This is a genomic window from Sutterella wadsworthensis, assembly GCF_003315195.1.
Classification (GTDB): Bacteria; Pseudomonadota; Gammaproteobacteria; order Burkholderiales; family Burkholderiaceae_F; genus Sutterella; species Sutterella wadsworthensis.
Genome location: NZ_QNRV01000004.1, coordinates 145,194 through 161,677, shown reverse-complemented (window position 1 = coordinate 161,677; position 16,484 = coordinate 145,194). Strand labels below are relative to the sequence as shown.

At 53.1% G+C, this 16,484-nt stretch carries 21 protein-coding genes; 19 read left to right on the top strand and 2 right to left on the bottom strand.

Annotation, left to right across the window (positions count from 1 at the left end; all coding sequences use genetic code 11):
* On the top strand, positions 1 to 309 hold a 309-nt coding region (locus DES29_RS12450; RefSeq protein ID WP_113854476.1), incomplete at its 5' end, for a hypothetical protein.
* Positions 310 to 858: 549 nt separating this feature from the next.
* Positions 859 to 1,263, top strand: a complete 405-nt coding sequence (locus tag DES29_RS12705; RefSeq protein WP_113854474.1) for an HNH endonuclease — start codon at positions 859 to 861, stop codon at positions 1,261 to 1,263.
* Here the strand turns inward: DES29_RS12705 and DES29_RS12445 are convergent.
* Positions 1,206 to 1,451: a hypothetical protein gene (locus DES29_RS12445; protein ID WP_165649589.1), complete on the bottom strand. Its 246-nt coding sequence runs from the start codon at positions 1,449 to 1,451 to the stop codon at positions 1,206 to 1,208. The genes DES29_RS12705 and DES29_RS12445 overlap by 58 nt on opposite strands.
* Positions 1,438 to 1,938 carry a F0F1 ATP synthase subunit epsilon gene (locus DES29_RS03705; RefSeq protein WP_113854473.1) on the bottom strand — a complete coding sequence of 167 codons (501 nt, stop codon included), beginning with the start codon at positions 1,936 to 1,938 and terminating at the stop codon, positions 1,438 to 1,440. The genes DES29_RS12445 and DES29_RS03705 overlap by 14 nt, the downstream gene beginning before the upstream one ends.
* Before the next feature lie 108 nt (positions 1,939 to 2,046).
* Between DES29_RS03705 and DES29_RS03700 the strand changes: the two genes are divergently transcribed.
* From DES29_RS03700 to DES29_RS03620, 17 genes are all read left to right on the top strand, one after another.
* The gene (locus DES29_RS03700; protein WP_113854472.1) at positions 2,047 to 2,505 is read left to right on the top strand and encodes a phage terminase small subunit P27 family; all 459 of its coding nucleotides are present in this window, start codon (positions 2,047 to 2,049) and stop codon (positions 2,503 to 2,505) included.
* Positions 2,495 to 4,195: a terminase large subunit gene (locus DES29_RS03695; RefSeq protein WP_113854471.1), complete on the top strand. Its 1,701-nt coding sequence runs from the start codon at positions 2,495 to 2,497 to the stop codon at positions 4,193 to 4,195. The genes DES29_RS03700 and DES29_RS03695 overlap by 11 nt, the downstream gene beginning before the upstream one ends.
* 5 nt (positions 4,196 to 4,200) lie before the next feature.
* The gene (locus tag DES29_RS03690; RefSeq protein WP_005431827.1) at positions 4,201 to 5,433 is read left to right on the top strand and encodes a phage portal protein; all 1,233 of its coding nucleotides are present in this window, start codon (positions 4,201 to 4,203) and stop codon (positions 5,431 to 5,433) included.
* Positions 5,433 to 6,104 carry an HK97 family phage prohead protease gene (locus tag DES29_RS03685; protein WP_113854470.1) on the top strand — a complete coding sequence of 224 codons (672 nt, stop codon included), beginning with the start codon at positions 5,433 to 5,435 and terminating at the stop codon, positions 6,102 to 6,104. Before DES29_RS03690 ends, DES29_RS03685 begins: the two co-directional genes overlap by 1 nt.
* A 13-nt stretch (positions 6,105 to 6,117) precedes the next feature.
* Entirely contained in the window at positions 6,118 to 7,281 is a 1,164-nt protein-coding gene (locus tag DES29_RS03680) for a phage major capsid protein (protein ID WP_170126112.1), read from the top strand.
* A gap of 12 nt (positions 7,282 to 7,293) precedes the next feature.
* On the top strand, positions 7,294 to 7,629 hold the full coding sequence (locus tag DES29_RS03675) for a head-tail connector protein (RefSeq protein ID WP_165659723.1): 336 nt from the start codon (positions 7,294 to 7,296) through the stop codon (positions 7,627 to 7,629).
* Positions 7,626 to 8,012 (top strand): head-tail adaptor protein, encoded by a 387-nt coding sequence (locus DES29_RS03670; RefSeq protein WP_113854467.1) that lies wholly within the window; start codon positions 7,626 to 7,628, stop codon positions 8,010 to 8,012. The genes DES29_RS03675 and DES29_RS03670 overlap by 4 nt, the downstream gene beginning before the upstream one ends.
* The gene (locus DES29_RS12340) at positions 7,969 to 8,433 is read left to right on the top strand and encodes a hypothetical protein (protein ID WP_147145851.1); all 465 of its coding nucleotides are present in this window, start codon (positions 7,969 to 7,971) and stop codon (positions 8,431 to 8,433) included. Before DES29_RS03670 ends, DES29_RS12340 begins: the two co-directional genes overlap by 44 nt.
* Positions 8,430 to 8,996, top strand: a complete 567-nt coding sequence (locus DES29_RS03660; RefSeq protein WP_005431818.1) for a phage tail terminator protein — start codon at positions 8,430 to 8,432, stop codon at positions 8,994 to 8,996. Before DES29_RS12340 ends, DES29_RS03660 begins: the two co-directional genes overlap by 4 nt.
* On the top strand, positions 8,993 to 10,486 hold the full coding sequence (locus tag DES29_RS03655; protein ID WP_113854466.1) for a phage tail sheath subtilisin-like domain-containing protein: 1,494 nt from the start codon (positions 8,993 to 8,995) through the stop codon (positions 10,484 to 10,486). The genes DES29_RS03660 and DES29_RS03655 overlap by 4 nt, the downstream gene beginning before the upstream one ends.
* Before the next feature lie 3 nt (positions 10,487 to 10,489).
* Entirely contained in the window at positions 10,490 to 10,849 is a 360-nt protein-coding gene (locus tag DES29_RS03650) for a phage tail tube protein (protein WP_005431810.1), read from the top strand.
* On the top strand, positions 10,846 to 11,118 hold the full coding sequence (locus tag DES29_RS03645; RefSeq protein ID WP_113854465.1) for a phage tail assembly protein: 273 nt from the start codon (positions 10,846 to 10,848) through the stop codon (positions 11,116 to 11,118). Before DES29_RS03650 ends, DES29_RS03645 begins: the two co-directional genes overlap by 4 nt.
* 297 nt (positions 11,119 to 11,415) lie before the next feature.
* Positions 11,416 to 13,017: a phage tail tape measure protein gene (locus DES29_RS03640; protein ID WP_165659721.1), complete on the top strand. Its 1,602-nt coding sequence runs from the start codon at positions 11,416 to 11,418 to the stop codon at positions 13,015 to 13,017.
* Positions 13,018 to 13,025: 8 nt separating this feature from the next.
* Positions 13,026 to 14,312 carry a DNA circularization protein gene (locus DES29_RS03635; protein WP_113854463.1) on the top strand — a complete coding sequence of 429 codons (1,287 nt, stop codon included), beginning with the start codon at positions 13,026 to 13,028 and terminating at the stop codon, positions 14,310 to 14,312.
* Complete coding sequence (locus DES29_RS03630) at positions 14,309 to 15,463, top strand: phage baseplate assembly protein (RefSeq protein ID WP_113854462.1); 1,155 nt, start codon at positions 14,309 to 14,311, stop codon at positions 15,461 to 15,463. Before DES29_RS03635 ends, DES29_RS03630 begins: the two co-directional genes overlap by 4 nt.
* Positions 15,460 to 15,744: a hypothetical protein gene (locus DES29_RS03625; protein ID WP_113854461.1), complete on the top strand. Its 285-nt coding sequence runs from the start codon at positions 15,460 to 15,462 to the stop codon at positions 15,742 to 15,744. Before DES29_RS03630 ends, DES29_RS03625 begins: the two co-directional genes overlap by 4 nt.
* Before the next feature lie 57 nt (positions 15,745 to 15,801).
* The gene (locus DES29_RS03620; RefSeq protein ID WP_113854460.1) at positions 15,802 to 16,434 is read left to right on the top strand and encodes a phage baseplate assembly protein V; all 633 of its coding nucleotides are present in this window, start codon (positions 15,802 to 15,804) and stop codon (positions 16,432 to 16,434) included.
* Positions 16,435 to 16,484: the final 50 nt, after the last annotated feature.

The window sequence follows — 16,484 nt, the reverse complement described above, 5'->3', positions numbered from 1 at the left end:
TGGTCGGCAAAAGCGGCTTTAGTGAAGGCTGCGCGGCAGGAAGCATTCGTCAAAGCTAAACAGGAGCTCATGGGACAACCTGCAACGCTCAAGAGCGGAACTCGGCTGAACGTGCAGCTGATCATTCAACCTCCCGATCGCCGGCGCCGTGACGAGTCGAACATGGTTGAACGTTGCAAGTCGTTCTACGACGGAATCGCCGATGCACTTGGATTTGACGATTGTCTTTTCCACCATCGAGAACAGGTATGGCTGAATCCTAAGAAGCCGGGAACGATTGTGATCGCAATTGACTGGGAGGAAGAATGACTGACGACGAACTTGAAGACTATTTAGTCAACTGGGGGAGATGGAGTCGAGAAAGCAGAGGTCCTGGAAGATCCCCTATGGCTCGCCTAATGGCTGAGGCCGGTGCTATGAGCGGCATTTTCGAAAGTGACTCTCCCGTTGATATCGCTAAGGCAGTTCAAGTCAATCGTGCCTGGCAAGGAATGCCGTGCACTACGCATTCTGACAGGTGCATTAAGGCGCTCATAGCTGCGCTCTATGCATACCCAGTCTCCCGAGAGCATATGCTGTCCTTGATATGGCGCCATTTCAAACTACGCATGCGCTATCGTGACGTGGATAACTTTCTTACACGTGGACGCACGGTCATTCGCAACCGACTTGAAAAAATTCTGCATCGTCCTCTATAATTGCTCAAAATTTATATACCGTCTCAGACGCGAAAGACTTGCTCTGGAGGAGCGGTCTTTTTGCGCCCAGAGAAAGTAGAAGAAAGCCCGGCTCGATTGAGATTGAGTGCGGGCTTTTTGCTATTTGGGTTTTGGCTAAATCTTTGATGCCTTCCATGTAATGCCTCTCATGACGTTTTGCAAACACCCCGGTTGTCGGCGCTCTGTACCGCGTGGTGTTGATTTTTGTGGACAGCATAAAAGCGATGCTGAAAAGCATGCCGCTGCAGCTCGTAAAGCTCGAGAGGCGCGTAGGACCGCTTTTAAGGGTTCTTCTGCAAAACGGGGGTATGGCTATCGATGGCAGAAGCTTCGTAATCGCTTTATTGCGCAGCACCCTTTCTGCGAGCAGTGCATGAAGCAAGGGCGCCTCACAATTGCAACGGATATCGATCACATCAAGCCACACCGTGGCGATCCGATCCTTCTCTTTGATGAGGAAAACCTGCAAGCCCTCTGCCACGCTTGTCACTCGCGAAAGACGGCTTCTGAGGATGGAGGCTTTGGGAATGAGAGGAAGGAATGATTCAGCTGGTAACGCCGCAGTGCATCCAATTCATGGTCAAAGCCGGCCACACGGTGATGGAGGTATGGACCGACATGCCCGGCAATGGCTTTATAGCTTCCATCGCCGGGCATGATGTCGTCTTTACGGAAACCGGAGTTGCCCTCGTGAGTGGCAATCAGCTCATCCGGATATTTACAGAAGTCCAAAAAGACCAGATGCAGAAGACAGCGTTGCCTGGATTCCCATATCCAAAAGTTTGTCTAGTAGGCGTTTGGCGGACTCTTCTGGAAGCTTCTTCAGTTGATCGACCAAGGAAGTTTTTTGTTGGGGATCGAGAGAAGAAGAAAGCAGGCGCGCCTCAACCAATGCCTTAATCGTGTCTGGGTGGATTTTGACGGTCTGAACATTCAGGATGGCGCTTAGGCCACCGTCCTGCGCTACGAAATCTATTCCCTTTTCTGTGATTTTCGGGAAGGGAATAACACCAACAGAAGTTGTGCCATCCACGCCGTGACTTAATAGGACTCCGTCTCTTAGCAGACCATGTTGCTGAAGGTAGTCAACGTTCCCGATGTACTTTGGACCGTCGGTCATGTATAGCTTCTGGCAATGCTCATGGGCATGTTCGTATTCGGGGTAATCCTGCAAAAGGAAATTGAGAAGTTCATTTTGGTATTGGCGGTCGAGAACCATGCTTTTCTCCAAGTCAGGGGAGGGGCGGGTCAAAAGTTTCAACACATTTGATTGTAGACCGCGCCCCTACCTAAATTTTTACGCATGCAAAATCGATAGGTTTCAGCTATGGGACGACCGAGGAAACCGGACGCCGAGAAAAAAGCGCTCGGAACTTTTCAGCCGTGTCGTTCACTAGAAGTGCAAGCCAAAACGAACACGGAACTTTCTTCTCAACCACCGAAATGTTTGACGAAGGAAGCACGTGAGGCGTGGAGGATCGCTGTCGAAAATGCGCCGAAAGGTCTATTGGCGGTTACCGATTTCACCGTACTCGAAAGATGGGCGCGAAATTACGCGCTCTATCGCAAGCTCGCTAAAGCTGTTGACCACGACGGCACGACGATCGTCACAGAGAAAACTGACGGTACCGTGCGGCGTGAATTGAATCCTGATGCAAAGCTACTTATTCAGATTCAGACAGTCTTACTTGCTTGCGAAAGGGAGCTCGGTTTTACGCCTTCTTCGCGCGCGCGCGTGAACATTGCGACAAAAGATGAACCAGTGAACGAATTCGATGGTTTCTAAGAATTACTGTGGTATCGCTCGCCAGTACATGGAGGGCGTGCTTTCTGGAGTGATCGTTGCATGCGAGTGGGTCAAGCTTGCGTGTCAACGCCAAAAAGAAGACCTGGAGCGATTCGCAGCTTCAGGTCTTTACATTTTCAATGAAGCTAAGGGAAACGAAGTTTGTCGGTTCATTGAGCTCCTGACACACACTAAGGGTGCGCTCGCTGGGAAAAGAATCGTGCTCGAGCCTTGGCAGATCTTCATCCTGACGACAAGTTTCGGATGGCGTCGACGTGCTGATGGCGGTCGTCGATTTCGGCGCGTCTACATTGAAGTGCCACGGGGGAACGGCAAATCCAGTCTGTCAAGTGGAGTGGGCCTCTATTGTCTTGTTGCCGATAAAGAACCTGGTGCAGAGGTCTACAGTTTCGCGACAACGCGTGATCAGGCGAAGATCGTCTTCGGTGACGCGAAGCAGATGGCCAAACAAAACGAGCCGCTGCGCCAACGCTTCGGTTTGGAAGTTTTGGCCAATGCCCTTTATGTACCATCGACAAACTCTACTTTTCAAGCCAAGAGTGCGGAAGGATCAACGCTGGACGGCTTAAACACTCACTTGGCGGTCATTGATGAGTTGCATGCTCACAAGACACGTGATGTCTATGACGTAGTGGAAACGTCCTTAGGCAAGCGCCTGAACTCGTTGCTTTGGGTCATTACGACTGCCGGCTTTGATACTTCGGGTATCTGCTACGAAGTGCGCATGATGGTCACACGAGTGCTAGGAAAAGAGATCAGTGATGAGACTCAGTTTGGAATCATCTATGGTCTTGATGACGGTGACGATTGGACTACTGAGGAAGCGCTCATGAAGGCGAACCCGAATTGGGGCGTCTCAGTAATGCCAGAAATGGTTCTGTCGCTGCAAAAGAAAGCAATAGCGCTGCCATCGGCGATGAACAACTTCAAAACAAAGCATCTCAATGTATGGTGCTCCGCTTCAACAGCATGGATGGATATGCAGGCGTGGAAACGCTGTGAAGTGCCAGAGATGTCCATCACGGACTTCGAGGGGCGTAAGTGCTTTATCGGCCTTGACCTTGGCTCGAAATCTGACTTGACTGCGAAGGTCTTGATTTTCCCCGGCGAAGATGATGAGGGCCGTACGACCTACGCCGTCTTCTGTCAGTGTTATTTGCCGCGTCGCGCAGTTGAACAGTCCACAAACTCTCAGTACGTGGGGTGGGCTGAAGAGGGTTATCTGATCGTTACAGAAGGTGCGATGACCGACTTCAACGTGGTTGAGGAGGATTTGCGACTTGATCTCTCTCGATATGAGGTCAGTGCCATTGTTTATGACCCGTGGCAGGCAACACAGCTTGCTACATCGCTCGCAGAGGACGATGCGCCGATGATCGAGTGCCGGAATACCGTGCAGAACATGTCGGACCCGATGAAATCACTCGAAGCACTTGTTCTCGATCACCGTATTTGCCACGACGGTAACCCTGTGCTCACTTGGATGATGGGCAACGTTGTTGCGAAGGTTGACGCGAAGGACAACATCTTCCCGCGCAAGGAGCGCTACGAAGAGAAGATCGATGGTGTGGTCGCACTAATTATGGGACTCGGCAACGCAATCGTTGATGACAACGACCGATGGGCTGGCTTTGTAGAGTCGTCCGATCAAACCTTTTTTTCATGGTGACTTAGATGTTCGTTCGCCGGTTGGTCAACTGGATCACGAGTTGGGGAGGTCCGCTCGGGACTGCATCAGGGATGCAGGTGCCGCTACCTCTCGCGCCGGTGATTGATCAGACGCGAGAGATTCCGTCAGATGTTGCACTGCAAATTTCTGCGGTGTATGCGTGTGTTGAGCTTTTGGCGAACACAATTGGGACGTTGCCACTCTTTGTCTACGCAGACGAAGGTGGAGGTCGTGTACCGGCTCGCAGCAGTCGCCTATGGATGCTCCTTCATGAGCGTCCAAATGCATGGATGACACCATCTGAGTTCTACTCTGCGATGACTGTTAACCGTTTGCTGAGAGGAAATGCATACGCACGTATTGAGCGTGACAGTTCCGGAGAACCCATTGCGCTCATTCCGGTGTCTCCAGATCAGATGGAAGTTTCTGTCGTGGGGGGAGGTGAGGTCTACACCTACTATCAGGACGGCGCGATTTCGGTCTGGGCGCCTGAAAACGTCATTCATTGGAAGGGTATTGGCAACGGGTTCATGGGGCTCTCGAAGCTCGAGTTCATGCGAGCTTCGATGAACGAAGCTGTGCATGCACAAGAGAACGCAAATGCACTCTTTGGAAAAGGCAGCAAGCCGACGGGCGTGTTGTATACCGACAGTGCTCTCAACGAGAATCAGCTGAAGAATCTGATGAGTCGCTTCAAGGTGCAGATGACATCGAGCACAGGCGGCCTGATCATCGCTGATCGCGGTCTGAAGTACACGCAGATGTCGCTTTCGCCGGCGGACGCTCAGCTTCTTGAGACGAGACGTTTTTCGGTAGAGGAAATCTGCCGTTGGTTTGGCGTACCGAGTGTGCTTGTAGGAGCAAGCGGTGTAACCACGTGGGGCTCTGGGATCGAGCAGATCACGAAAGGTTTTCACACATACACCATTGGACCGCTCTGTAAGCAGCTCGAGCAGGCTCTTGAGCGTCGGTTGATCGGAGTCGATCAAACAGAACTCACAATCGAGTTCAAGACTGACGCCTTCCTTCGCACAGATCAACAGACACGTGCGGCTTTCTACTCTCAGATGGCCCAAAACGGCGTGATGAGCCGTAACGAGATTCGGAAGCTGGAGAATCTCCCGCCTGTTCCGGGCGGTGACGATCTCACAGCTCAGAGTAACTTGGTGCCGCTGCATCGACTTGGAAAGGTGCAACCGGCCAATTCGCCTGTAAATGGCGAACCTGTGAGGCAGTGATGGCAGTGCAGTACAAAAGCATCCCGCTTCAGGATGTTGAGCTAAAGATGATAGAAGGGAGCACGAGAAAGTTCCGTGGCTACGCTTCTGTTTTCAACGGCAAGGATAGTTATGGCGACGTGATTCTTCCCGGTGCCTATAAGAAGTCTCTTGAGACCTACGGTATGCCGAAGATGTTCTTCGGACATCGGTGGGACTTGCCGATCGGCAAGTGGACGTTTGCGGCCGAGGATGAAAAAGGCCTTCTCGTCGAGGGTGAGCTTACGCCTGGCAATCCACAGTCTGATGCCGTGCTCGCAGCTCTCAAGCATGGAACTGTCGATGGACTTTCTGTTGGCTTCTCTTCTCGTGGTGCTGAGTGCCGAGAGCTTGATGGTGGCGGTCGTGAGTATAAGTCGATCGGGCGGCTCCTCGAAATATCGATCGTGAGCTACCCCGCAGACGATGCGGCGCGCATCACTGATGTTAGGTCCGAAGACCTCGACGAAATTGACTCTATTCGAAATCTAGAGAACTTCCTGCGGGATGCAGGCGGTTTCTCGAAGTCGATGGCGACGGCAATCGTCGCTAAATCCCGGAAACTTTTCTTGGATCAGCGGGAGGCTGAGGCCGAAGAGAAGGCATCCAAAGACCTACTCGAGCGACTCAAGAAGCTCGAGGAATCCATCTAGCAAGGAACCGAAAATGGAAACGAAGGACATCATGGAGGCCATCGACCGCATCGAAGAAAAGATGGCAGCTACCTCCGAATCGAACAAAGCTGAGCTCAAGCGTCTCGGTGAAGAACAGACGAAGCTTGCGCGACAGTTGCTTGACGTGCAACAGAAGGGCGTTAAGGTGCAAGAGGCCGTCCGTATGAAGTCGGCTGGTGAAATGTTCGTCGAAAGTGAGAACTTTAAGGCGATGGTTACTGGTCGTGCTGGCCGTGCTCGATTTGATCTTGACGAACAGGTTGATACGAAGGCTGAGGCACAGAATCCGATCACCACCCCGGCCGGCGGCGTCGTTCAGGCTTACCGCCGCCCCGGAATTCTTGCCGGTGCGTACCGTCCGCTCACAATCGAATCGCTCTTCCCGACGATTCCGATCACCACCAATGCGTACGAGTACGTGATGGAAGACGAGACGAAACTCGTAAATGGCGCGGCCTTCGTCCCTGAAGGTGGTCAGAAGCCCTTCGGCTCGACTGGGTACGCCCTCAAGCAGGGCACGATCCAGACGATCGCGCATATGGCTCGCGTTTCGAAGCAGCTGATGGCTGACGGACCCGCGCTCGCCGCGTACATCAATCAGCGACTTGTTTACGGTGTTGATCTAGTCGTCGAAGACGAACTTGTTTCCGGCGACGGCTCGACGAATCACTTGCTTGGCATTTTTGCCGCCGGACAGTACACGCCGCATGACGCGACGACCGATGATCTTCCCGCGAAAAGTGCGACGCTGTTTGATCTTATCCTTCACGCGAAGACGAAGGTTGAACAGGCCTTCTATCGCCCGAACGTGATTCTTCTGAATCCGGTCGACTGGTCGCGGCTGCAGATGGAGAAGAACAGCTCGGGCGACTACTATCTCGGTCATCCAGCCTCAATTGCTCCGAAGGCTCTCTGGGGCCTGCCGATCTGGCCGACGCCGGCAATCCCGCAGAAGAAGTTCCTCGTTGGCGACTTCACGCAGGCCGCCACGCTTTGGCCGCGCCAGGGCATGACTGTCGAGATGTTCGAACAGGACATGGATAACGTACAGAAGAATTTGGTTACGATCCGTGCAGAGCGTCGTCTTGGCTTTGGCGTCGAGCGTCCTAAAGCTCTCTGTGGTGGAGATCTCGTACTTCCAGTCTCGACGAAGTAAACGGAGATGCGGATGACGATCGACACCTCAACGGCCGTCGGGGCAGTGAGCCTCGAGGCCGCAAAGGAGCACCTTCGCGTGGACTGGCACGGGGACGATGATCTCATCCGCAGTCTCGTGCTAGCTGCTACGCAGATGGCTGAACACGAGCTTCAACGTGGTCTAATCACTCGTGATGGAGTCAAAGGATTCGGCACCAATGCTGAAGACATCCCAGCTAGCATCCGACAGTGGATCTTGGTTCAGGTTGCACACTTCTACGAACAGCGCCAGGCCGCAACTGCCGGAGAGCTCAAGCCCTTGCCATTCGTTAATGCGCTGCTTGATCCCTACAGGGTGTGGCTATGAATCTTCCGCAGATTGGAGAGCTTAACCGCCGCGTGAAGATCTTCTTCACCGTCCATCTCCCGGATGAGCGCCTAGGCTTCTCGAAGGCGACAGCTCACGAGGATGAGGTCTGGGGGAAGATCGAACCCGTGGGCGCGACTATCTACTGGGGCGCGAAGCAGGTCGATTCCGGCGTGACGCACCGCATCACGGTACGTCGCATTAAAGGTCGCACTCGCCCGCAGGACTTCGCCGGGGTGGTTGAGCTTGAGGTTGACGGCATCCGCTACCGCGTGCAGCGCGTTGCTGATCTTGGCGAGGTCAACCGTTTCACTGTGCTTGACGTCGAGGAGAAAGCAAATGTTGGTTCAAACACGCGTCGATCCTGGATTTCGAACGATTGATTACGACTCGAAAGAGTTGCGTAAGCCACTCCGGAAAGCAGGTAATGACGTTCGTAAACTTGCCAGAAAGTTGATTTCGCGACGGTCTGTTTCCGAGGCTGGTGACTTTCCGGGCCGCGACTCTGGTGAAATGCAACGCTCTCTACGCGTCAAAGTGTCCCGATCAGGCTACTCCGTCGCGGTTTATCCGACGAAGACTCAGCGAATGCCGGTTTATTACCCGGCATTTGTCGTTTATGGGCATCGTGGGCCAGGATCAGAAACGCTGGAGCAATCGCGGCGTCACAAAAAACGACCCGGTGAGAAGGTAGCGAAGCCGCGTAAGAACTTTGTTCCAGCAGCGGCCGAGCAGTATTCAGGAACATTTCATGAAACGATGGCAAACGCGCTAGCAAATGCCATTAAGCCGGGGATTGTATGAAGCTGGATCCAATCATTAGCGCATTGCGGGAGCGTTGCCCTTCCTTTCACCAGAGGGTTGGCGGCGCAGCGCAGTGGGCAGGCCTTGAGCGCGCTGAGAATGCGCCCGTGCCTTTTGCCTACGTTGCTCCGCTTCGTGAGGATGCTGGAGCGCAGGAGTCCAATAACGGGTATTACCAGGTGATTACGAATACCTTCGGGGTGATCGTAGTCGTGCCGAACTGTGCAGACGAACGTGGGCAGGATGCCGGTCGGTGGCTTGAAGTACTGCGTCCAGAGATCTTTCGAGCGATTCTTTCGTGGCACATGAAGCCCAAGGATGAGTTCAGTGAGATCGTCTACGAAGGCGGAGTTCTCATCTACATCGACGCGGCACGTGCGGCCTATCAGTTTGAGTTTTCTTTTGAGACCTACATCGATACTTCTGACACTTACCAGAAGGTCGAGCTCGATGCCCTGTCGCCGTTCGATGGCATGGATGTCGATGTGGACTGCATTGATCCGTCGATGCAGAAAGATCAGCCGGATGGCCGGCTCGAAGGACATATCAAGGTGGATCTATGAGTATTTCTTTCAATACCATTCCGAGCGGCATTCGAGTGCCGCTTTTTTATGCTGAGATGGATAATTCTGCGGCTTACACGCCGACTAATACTTCTCAGAGTTTATTGATTGGTCAGAAGCTTGAGTCGGGAACGGCCGAAAAGGGTGTGCCGGTGACAGTTTCGACTGTAGCGATGGCGAAGAAACTCTTCGGTCGCGGTTCGATGCTCGCACGTATGGTAGATGCCTATCGTACCGTCGACAGCTTCGGTCAGCTGGTGTGTATCCCATTAGTCGATGGTCAGTCTGCAGGTGCGGCAGCAGGCAAGGTCGAGATTACAGGAACTGCCCTCGAGGCCGGTACGCTCTCCTTCTACATTGGAGGCGAACGCCTGCAGGTGGCCGTGAAAGAAGGTGACACGGGTGCTCAAATCGCGATTGCACTATCAGACTCAATCTCTCTTTCAAAGGATCTGCCGGTTACGGCAGGTGCCGCTGACGGAATCTGCACGATTGCAGCACGGACGAAGGGTACGATCGGAAATGGCATTCAGCTTGCACTCAACCTTCGTGGTCTCATCAATGGCGAGGCGACACCTTCCGGTATCAGCGTGACAATCACGCCGATGTCTGGCGGAACGGTTGATCCTGAGATTGATCAGGCAATCGAAGCTATGGGCGACGAACAGTACGATTTCATCGGTTGTCCCTACTCGGACGCCGTCGTGCTCGATGCGTTCAAGACAGAGATGAACGACACATCGGGCCGTTGGTCTCCTTTCCGCCAAATCTACGGCCACGTGTATACCGCGAAGCGCGGTACGCTCGAAGAGCTCAAGACCTTCGGCGCGGCTCGCAACGACCAGCACATGACGATCGTCGGCGTCGAGCCTTCGATGCCGACTGCGGTTGAAGAGGTGCTCGCGGCCTACGTCGCGCGCACTGCTGTCTTCATCTCGGCCGATCCGGCCCGTCCGACGCAGACTGGAGCTCTTACCGGCGTCATGGCCTCGCCGACGCAGAATCGGTTCATTCTCACGGAGCGCCAGACACTGTTGGAGAACGGCATCGCCACGCTCACGACTGTGAGCGGCACGGTGCAGATCGAAAGGGCGATCACGACGTATCAGAGGAACTCTATGGGTGACGCCGATGCGTCCTACCTCGACTCTGAGACGCTGCATACGTCTGCCTACGTGCTGCGCCGACTCAAATCAATCATCACGTCGAAGTACGCGCGCCATAAGCTCGCGAGCGACGGAACTCGCTACGGCGCAGGTCAGGCAATAGTTACACCGTCTGTGATCCGCGGCGAACTCGTAGCTGAATATGCACGTCTAGAGACCTCAGGCATTTGTGAGAACAGGGACCTTTTTAAGAAGTACCTCATCGTCGAACGCAATGCGGACAATCCAAATCGTCTCGATGTGCTGTTCCCGCCCGACTATGTAAATCAGCTGCGTGTTTTCGCACTTCTCAACCAGTTCCGTCTTCAGTACGCGGAGGAATAACAAATGGGTAAGCGACTAGCAGGTACCTGCTATTTCAAAGTGGACGGTCAGCAGCTCGAACTGCAGGGGAACCTAGAGTTCCCAATGGCAAAAGTCACTCGTGAGACGATGGCTTCGACGGGTGGTCCAGTTGGCTTCAAGGAGACGATCGCTACGCCCTATATCGCAGGCGACTTCATTGTGACTTCTGACTTTCCTACTGAAACGCTCATGGAAAGTGAATCCATGACGATCACTGCTGAATGTGCAAACGGTATGGTTTACACACTTAGTGATGCGTGGCTTGTAGGTGACGCAGCCTTTAAGCCTGTAGACGGAACGATCAGCCTTCGGTTTGAAGGACTGGATGGAGATTTGGCATGAAGTACGAATTGAAGCATCCGATTGAACACGCTGGCGAGAAGATTAGCGAGCTCGATCTGAAGGAGCCGACTACAAAGATGTGCAAACAGCTTGGTATGCCATACACAGTAGATCTTGACGGCATGCCTCATCTCAACACTGCTGTGTGCGCAGCTTACATCTCAAAACTCGCAGGGCTGCCGCCTTCGATAATTGAGATACTTGCACTCAAAGACTTCAATGTGCTGTGTTGGATGGTGATGGGTTTTTTCGGGGAAGGGGCCGAGTAGAAGACATCCTGGCACGATGCTTTGATCTCGCGTATGTGTGGAGGCTCGCTCCTTCGAAGACTATGAAGATGTCCTTTTCGGAACAGGATCTTTACGTGGCTCAATGGAATCGCATCGCAATGGAGAGAACAGATGGCGGGTAAAGACTTTAGATTGACTGCCGTTCTTGCGATCAGAGACGTTGCATCGCCAGTGGTCAAAGCGTTCTCCGCCCGATGGGTTGGACTTGCCAAAGTCATTCAGTCGACGAAATTCACGGGTCTCCAGAAGCAGTTAAGACTCTTCAATCGGTCTGTGATGGACGTTGCCGAGAACGCAAAAAACCTCGGCAGTATTGTCGGCGGTCCTCTTGCCGCGGCAGCTGGATCTGTCGGCTTTAGTATGCAACAGGCGGTCTCGAGTTTCACAGCAACAGGCGATGGACTCGACAAGATGAGTCAGCGCGTCGGAGTGGGTGTCGAACGCCTGCAAGAGTGGGGCTACGCGGCTGTGCAGGCTGGCGCTTCTCAGGAAACGCTTGAAGATGCGCTCAAGGATTTCGGCAAGCACATGACTGAAATCGCAACGGGGATGGACACGACATCGAAAGCAGCAACGCTCTTCGACGCTCTTGGCATCAAGATGAAAGATGCTGCCGGAAACATGCGCTCGGTTGAAGACGTTTTCCGTGACTTTGCCGACGCAATACAAAGAAACGAGGATCCGACGTTGCGAGCCTCGATGGCAATGGCCGTCTTCGGTGAGGGCGGTCGCAAGCTCTTACCGATGCTGACTGCTGGAGCTGCAGGGCTCGACGATATGAGTGCCGAAGCTCATCGACTTGGCATCGTAATGAGTCGGGATGCAGTGAAATCAGCTTCTGATCTGAGCACGGGGTTCACAAACTTACACCTTGTTGTGGCTTCAGTGGGCAACACAATAGCTTCATCATTAGCGCCGACAATCACACACATGACTGGGCGTATCCAGACCATGATCGTCGCAAATCGGGAGGCTTTCTCTGAGAAGTTCGCTCAAGTTGCTGAGCGCTTCGCGCAATCGCTTGAGAGTATTGATTTCGAAGGAATCGTGAGTGGGATCCTGGCTTTTGCGGATTACGCGATTCGTGCCTTCAATGCTGTAGGTGGGTTCAATACAGTCTTGTATACGATGGGCGCGATTATGGCAGGAAAGACGATTATGGCTGTCGTCGCTCTCGGCTCGAGTGTGATGACGATGATTCAGACATTCAGCACGCTTGCGACTATCGCCCGCACAGTCGGGGTCACTATGGCTGGTGCACTCGGCCCCGTCGGCTTCGTGATCAGCGCCGTTGCAATTGCTGCGGGGCTTGTGATCGCGAACTGGGATCGCATCTGGCCAGCAATCAAGGAAGGTGCTCAGGCCTGTGTCGATTTTGTCGCCGCAGCATGGGATCGTCTCACCGACCGATTTGGGGCAGTAGGTTCTTCGATACTTTCAACGGCTAAAGCAGTTTTCCGCGGAGATTTTCCAGCGGTGCTCCGCAGTATTGATGATGTCATCAAGAGCGTGTTCAACTTGCTTCCAGATTCGTGGGCGAAGGCTTGTACTGGTTGGTATGAGAGTGTCAAGAAAAGCGTACAAAATGTTGGTCGAATCATCCGTGACTTCTTCGCAAACTTCGACTTCGCCTCCCTCGTGCCTGACTTCGTGAAGAGCTGGTTCTCGAGCGACTCGAAAACATCGGGCAGCACACAGTCCGCAACCGTGCAGCAGGTCGAGCCAGTGAACTTAACTGCATCGCAGCAGGTGAGTGGCCGCGTCGCGGTCGACGTAACTGCGACCGGCGGCGCATCGGCGGCGATCACTGACGCTCAAGGCAGTGGCGGCCTCGACATTCTTGGCTCCGTCGGTTATGCCGACCGTTACTCATACTGAGGTTTTGGATGAGTAAGTTCTCTGATCAGCTTCAGCCGGCAAGCTTTAGAGGTATACCCTTTGAGGTGACTGCGTCAGGTTTGAAAATTGGGCGCCGTACGGTGGTCCACGAATATCCTCAAAAGGATCAGCCATTTGTTGAAGATTTAGGGCGAGCGACGCGACAGATCACTCTCACTGCGTTCGTTATTGGTGATGACTATATCGCTCAGGCTCAATCCTTAATGGCAGAGCTGGAGGCTCCTGGGTCTGGCACGCTCATACACCCTTGGCTGGGCGAGATGGAGGTGACGATTACCTCTATCTCAGAGCTCAAATTTGATGCAGCACTCGGAGTTGCGTCGGTGGTGATCACCGCGACAGAGGCCGGCATTCTCGAATTTCCGACGATTTCGGTGGACGCTGAGAGTGAAGCATTCGATGTTGCAGATGCTGTCGAAGAGTCGGCTATTGATCGGTTTGTGACGTCAATTGATCTTAAGACGATCAACGAGTACATCGACTCTGCGCTTCAGGGTGACATTCTTGACTGTCTAGGGATCATAAGTAACTCGGAACTCTCCAAAATCTTCGATTTTGCTGAGGGAGTAGCTGAGACTGCGTCGAAGGCCATGTCACTGCTTTCAACTGATCCGAAGATCTTCGCGACGAAGCTCGTCGGTGCGCTAGGACTTTCGCGGTGGGCAACAACTGTTTCTGCGTGGCGCGGTGTGGCGAAGCAGCTCGAAAATTTGGTCGGGCACGACAAACTTTCGTCAGGCACTAAAGCTTACAGAAAGGTCGTTGAGGAAGGGACGACACTCTCGGATGTGCAGAAGACTGTGATGAAGAATCGTGCGGCGGTAGAAACGCTGACGCGTCAGCTTCTTATCGCGCAGATGGTCGGCGTGAGCGCTCTCGTGGGCTCTGACAAAGACTCTTCGGCGCCAGGCACGACGCTCACGACTAGGGACGATCTTTCCGAAATGACAGTTCATGTCAGGAGCTACGATGAACTCATTGAAACTCGTACGGTGCTTACAGAGGCACTCGATACGGAGCTTCTGCTCGAGACCAATGATGAGATGTACAAAAAGATCGAAGATGCCCACGTCGCAGTCTTTGAGGTACTTACATCACGTGCAGATTTGCAGCAGCGCTTAATCACTGTGACGCCAACGGATGTTGTTCCAGCTGTGGTGCTTGCCTACGACTATCACGATGATGCAACTCGCGATTCGGAAATAGCACTCCGAAATGGGGTTCGTCATGAAGGCTTCTGTCCCGCGTCTCCGTTAAGGATTTTGAGTGAATGACTGACAACAGAGTTGAGGTTCGTATTGGTGGCCGCCGCTTTGGTGGTTGGAAATCTGTAAGAATCGAAACGGGCATCGAGCAGCTATCTCGCGCGTTCGCGCTGGAGGTGACAGAGAAATTCCCGGGCAGTACCGACTTCGGTTTTTTTCGAAACGGAGATTTAGTGCAGGTTTACATCGGCGATGATTTGGTTTGCACCGGATGGATCTCCTCGACACCAATCCAGTATGACGGGAAGTCTGTTAAGGTGCAGATACAAGGAAAGTCGAGAACGGTCGATTTGGTGGAGTGTTGTCCTCCATCAGCCGCATATGCGGCAGCGGGATCGAAGAACGCTTGGGTTGGTGTAAAGGGCAAAAGTGGCACAGCGATAACAACGACGAGTACGAATCCCGCAACTTCATGGAAAAATCAGTCCGTTTCCCAAATCATTGCGGATTTAGCGAAGCCTTACGGTGTAACTGTGAAAGATGAAGTCGGCATAGGTAAGACGCTCACAAATCACACAGTAAATCCCGGCGAAAAGGTATTTGAGTCAATTAACCGCTTGATTACGAAAGAGAACTTAGTCGTCATGGATGACGAACAAGGAAATCTCGTGATCACAGAGCCGGGGAGCGCCGGACAAGCGGCGGACGCGCTTGAATTGGGCGTCAATATACTTGCTGGCAGTTCGGCATTTGATTTCTCAAAGCGTTATTCGCATTACATCGCTGTTGGTCAACACGCAGGAATTGATACTGACTTTGGTCGATCTGCAGCGGAAGACAAAGGTACAGCAACAGATTCTGATGTAGGCCGCTTCCGACTTCTGGTTTTGAAGGATTCTGGTCAGAGTGGCGGGCAGATGTGTGCTGCGAGAGCTAACTTTGAAGCCGCATATCGCCGTGGAGTGTCTTTGAAAGCGTCATACACAATACAAGGATGGCGTCAAAGCGACGGCACTCTGTGGCGTCCTAATCAATTTATTCGTGTTGAAGACGAAATTCTGAAGCGCAGCGATTTGATGTTGGTGACAAAAATTATCTTTCAGCTTTCTGCGAGCGGAATGATTACAACTCTGGAAGTTAGTTTGCCGTCGGCATTTAAGCGAGATGTATCATCTCAAAGTAACGTGGTAACTAAGAATGCTTGGAAAGGTGTGAAATGAGGCGATTCGTTGCGGCATTAAGCTTAATTGCGATGGCTCAGACGAGCTTTGCCGGTGCGTTTGTCTGTGAGAAATACATCAACAAGTACGGTCTGTTGAGTGACAGAAATTGCGTTTATCACAGCGAGCTGAATCCTAATATTGTGACGCCTCATAAAGACGGAGATATCAAGCGAATACAGGTGCAAGATGATCGGGTCTTTGTCGAACGCTACGGGCGCGACGGACAGGAAGAAGAGTGGCACGAGTCGTCAAAAGGTGAGTGGGTTCGCATGCACTGAACCAGTCACATACGAATATACGAATGAGGACGGTCGCAGAGATGTGGCCGTTTTTTTATGGGCAGATTGGATGACGTGCTTGCCCGCGGGACGGTATCCGCGGCAGACGGCACAAAAAAGATGCGCGTGGTGCAGGTGAGGCTGCTTGCAGATGAAGTACGCGACGATCTTGAGCATGTTGAGCCTTATGGGTTTACATCTGAGCCGCTCGACGATGAACAGCCGGAAGCTTTTGCGGCATTCTTCAGCGGCGATCGCAGCCACGGCATAGTTTTTTGTATCGCTGACCGGCGCTATCGGCTGACGAAATTGAAAGCCGGTGAAGTTGCACTCTATGACGACCAAGGACAGAAGGTGCATCTCACGCGCGATGGAATTGTGGTCCACACAGACAAACAGCTCGAGGCGACCGTCGGCGGCACACTGACCGCAACAGTGAGCGGTGCTGCGACTCTCAAAGCGGCTTCAGTGAAGATCGATGCTCCAACGGTTGAACTCACCGGCGCACTAAAAGTGGCAAAACTTATCACCGGCACCGGCGGCATGGCTATCTCCGGCGGCAGTGGCGCGGCCGTTACCGGCGACATCAAGGTGTCCGGCGGTGACGTTACTGCTGACGGTATCAGCCTGCAAAACCACACTCATGGCGGTGTGCAGGGCGGCTCAGGAACGACGGGGAAACCGCAATAGGCGAACCTGACAAAAAGCAATCCCGCATGGATGTGGCGTCCGTGCGGGAT

What these genes read in the sequence shown, in the direction of transcription:
- DES29_RS03650 (WP_005431810.1), top strand. Translation starts at nt 10,490, where the DNA reads ATGGGTAAGCGACTAGCAGGTACCTGCTATTTCAAAGTGGACGGTCAG.
- DES29_RS03680 (WP_170126112.1), top strand. Translation starts at nt 6,118, where the DNA reads ATGGAAACGAAGGACATCATGGAGGCCATCGACCGCATCGAAGAAAAG.
- DES29_RS03660 (WP_005431818.1), top strand. Translation starts at nt 8,430, where the DNA reads ATGAAGCTGGATCCAATCATTAGCGCATTGCGGGAGCGTTGCCCTTCC.
- DES29_RS03620 (WP_113854460.1), top strand. Translation starts at nt 15,802, where the DNA reads ATGGGCAGATTGGATGACGTGCTTGCCCGCGGGACGGTATCCGCGGCA.
- DES29_RS12705 (WP_113854474.1), top strand. Translation starts at nt 859, where the DNA reads ATGCCTCTCATGACGTTTTGCAAACACCCCGGTTGTCGGCGCTCTGTA.
- DES29_RS03670 (WP_113854467.1), top strand. Translation starts at nt 7,626, where the DNA reads ATGAATCTTCCGCAGATTGGAGAGCTTAACCGCCGCGTGAAGATCTTC.
- DES29_RS03655 (WP_113854466.1), top strand. Translation starts at nt 8,993, where the DNA reads ATGAGTATTTCTTTCAATACCATTCCGAGCGGCATTCGAGTGCCGCTT.
- DES29_RS12340 (WP_147145851.1), top strand. Translation starts at nt 7,969, where the DNA reads ATGTTGGTTCAAACACGCGTCGATCCTGGATTTCGAACGATTGATTAC.
- DES29_RS03695 (WP_113854471.1), top strand. Translation starts at nt 2,495, where the DNA reads ATGGTTTCTAAGAATTACTGTGGTATCGCTCGCCAGTACATGGAGGGC.
- DES29_RS03700 (WP_113854472.1), top strand. Translation starts at nt 2,047, where the DNA reads ATGGGACGACCGAGGAAACCGGACGCCGAGAAAAAAGCGCTCGGAACT.
- DES29_RS03645 (WP_113854465.1), top strand. Translation starts at nt 10,846, where the DNA reads ATGAAGTACGAATTGAAGCATCCGATTGAACACGCTGGCGAGAAGATT.
- DES29_RS03705 (WP_113854473.1), bottom strand. Translation starts at nt 1,938, where the DNA reads ATGGTTCTCGACCGCCAATACCAAAATGAACTTCTCAATTTCCTTTTG.
- DES29_RS03640 (WP_165659721.1), top strand. Translation starts at nt 11,416, where the DNA reads ATGGACGTTGCCGAGAACGCAAAAAACCTCGGCAGTATTGTCGGCGGT.
- DES29_RS03675 (WP_165659723.1), top strand. Translation starts at nt 7,294, where the DNA reads ATGACGATCGACACCTCAACGGCCGTCGGGGCAGTGAGCCTCGAGGCC.
- DES29_RS03685 (WP_113854470.1), top strand. Translation starts at nt 5,433, where the DNA reads ATGGCAGTGCAGTACAAAAGCATCCCGCTTCAGGATGTTGAGCTAAAG.
- DES29_RS03630 (WP_113854462.1), top strand. Translation starts at nt 14,309, where the DNA reads ATGACTGACAACAGAGTTGAGGTTCGTATTGGTGGCCGCCGCTTTGGT.
- DES29_RS03635 (WP_113854463.1), top strand. Translation starts at nt 13,026, where the DNA reads ATGAGTAAGTTCTCTGATCAGCTTCAGCCGGCAAGCTTTAGAGGTATA.
- DES29_RS03690 (WP_005431827.1), top strand. Translation starts at nt 4,201, where the DNA reads ATGTTCGTTCGCCGGTTGGTCAACTGGATCACGAGTTGGGGAGGTCCG.
- DES29_RS03625 (WP_113854461.1), top strand. Translation starts at nt 15,460, where the DNA reads ATGAGGCGATTCGTTGCGGCATTAAGCTTAATTGCGATGGCTCAGACG.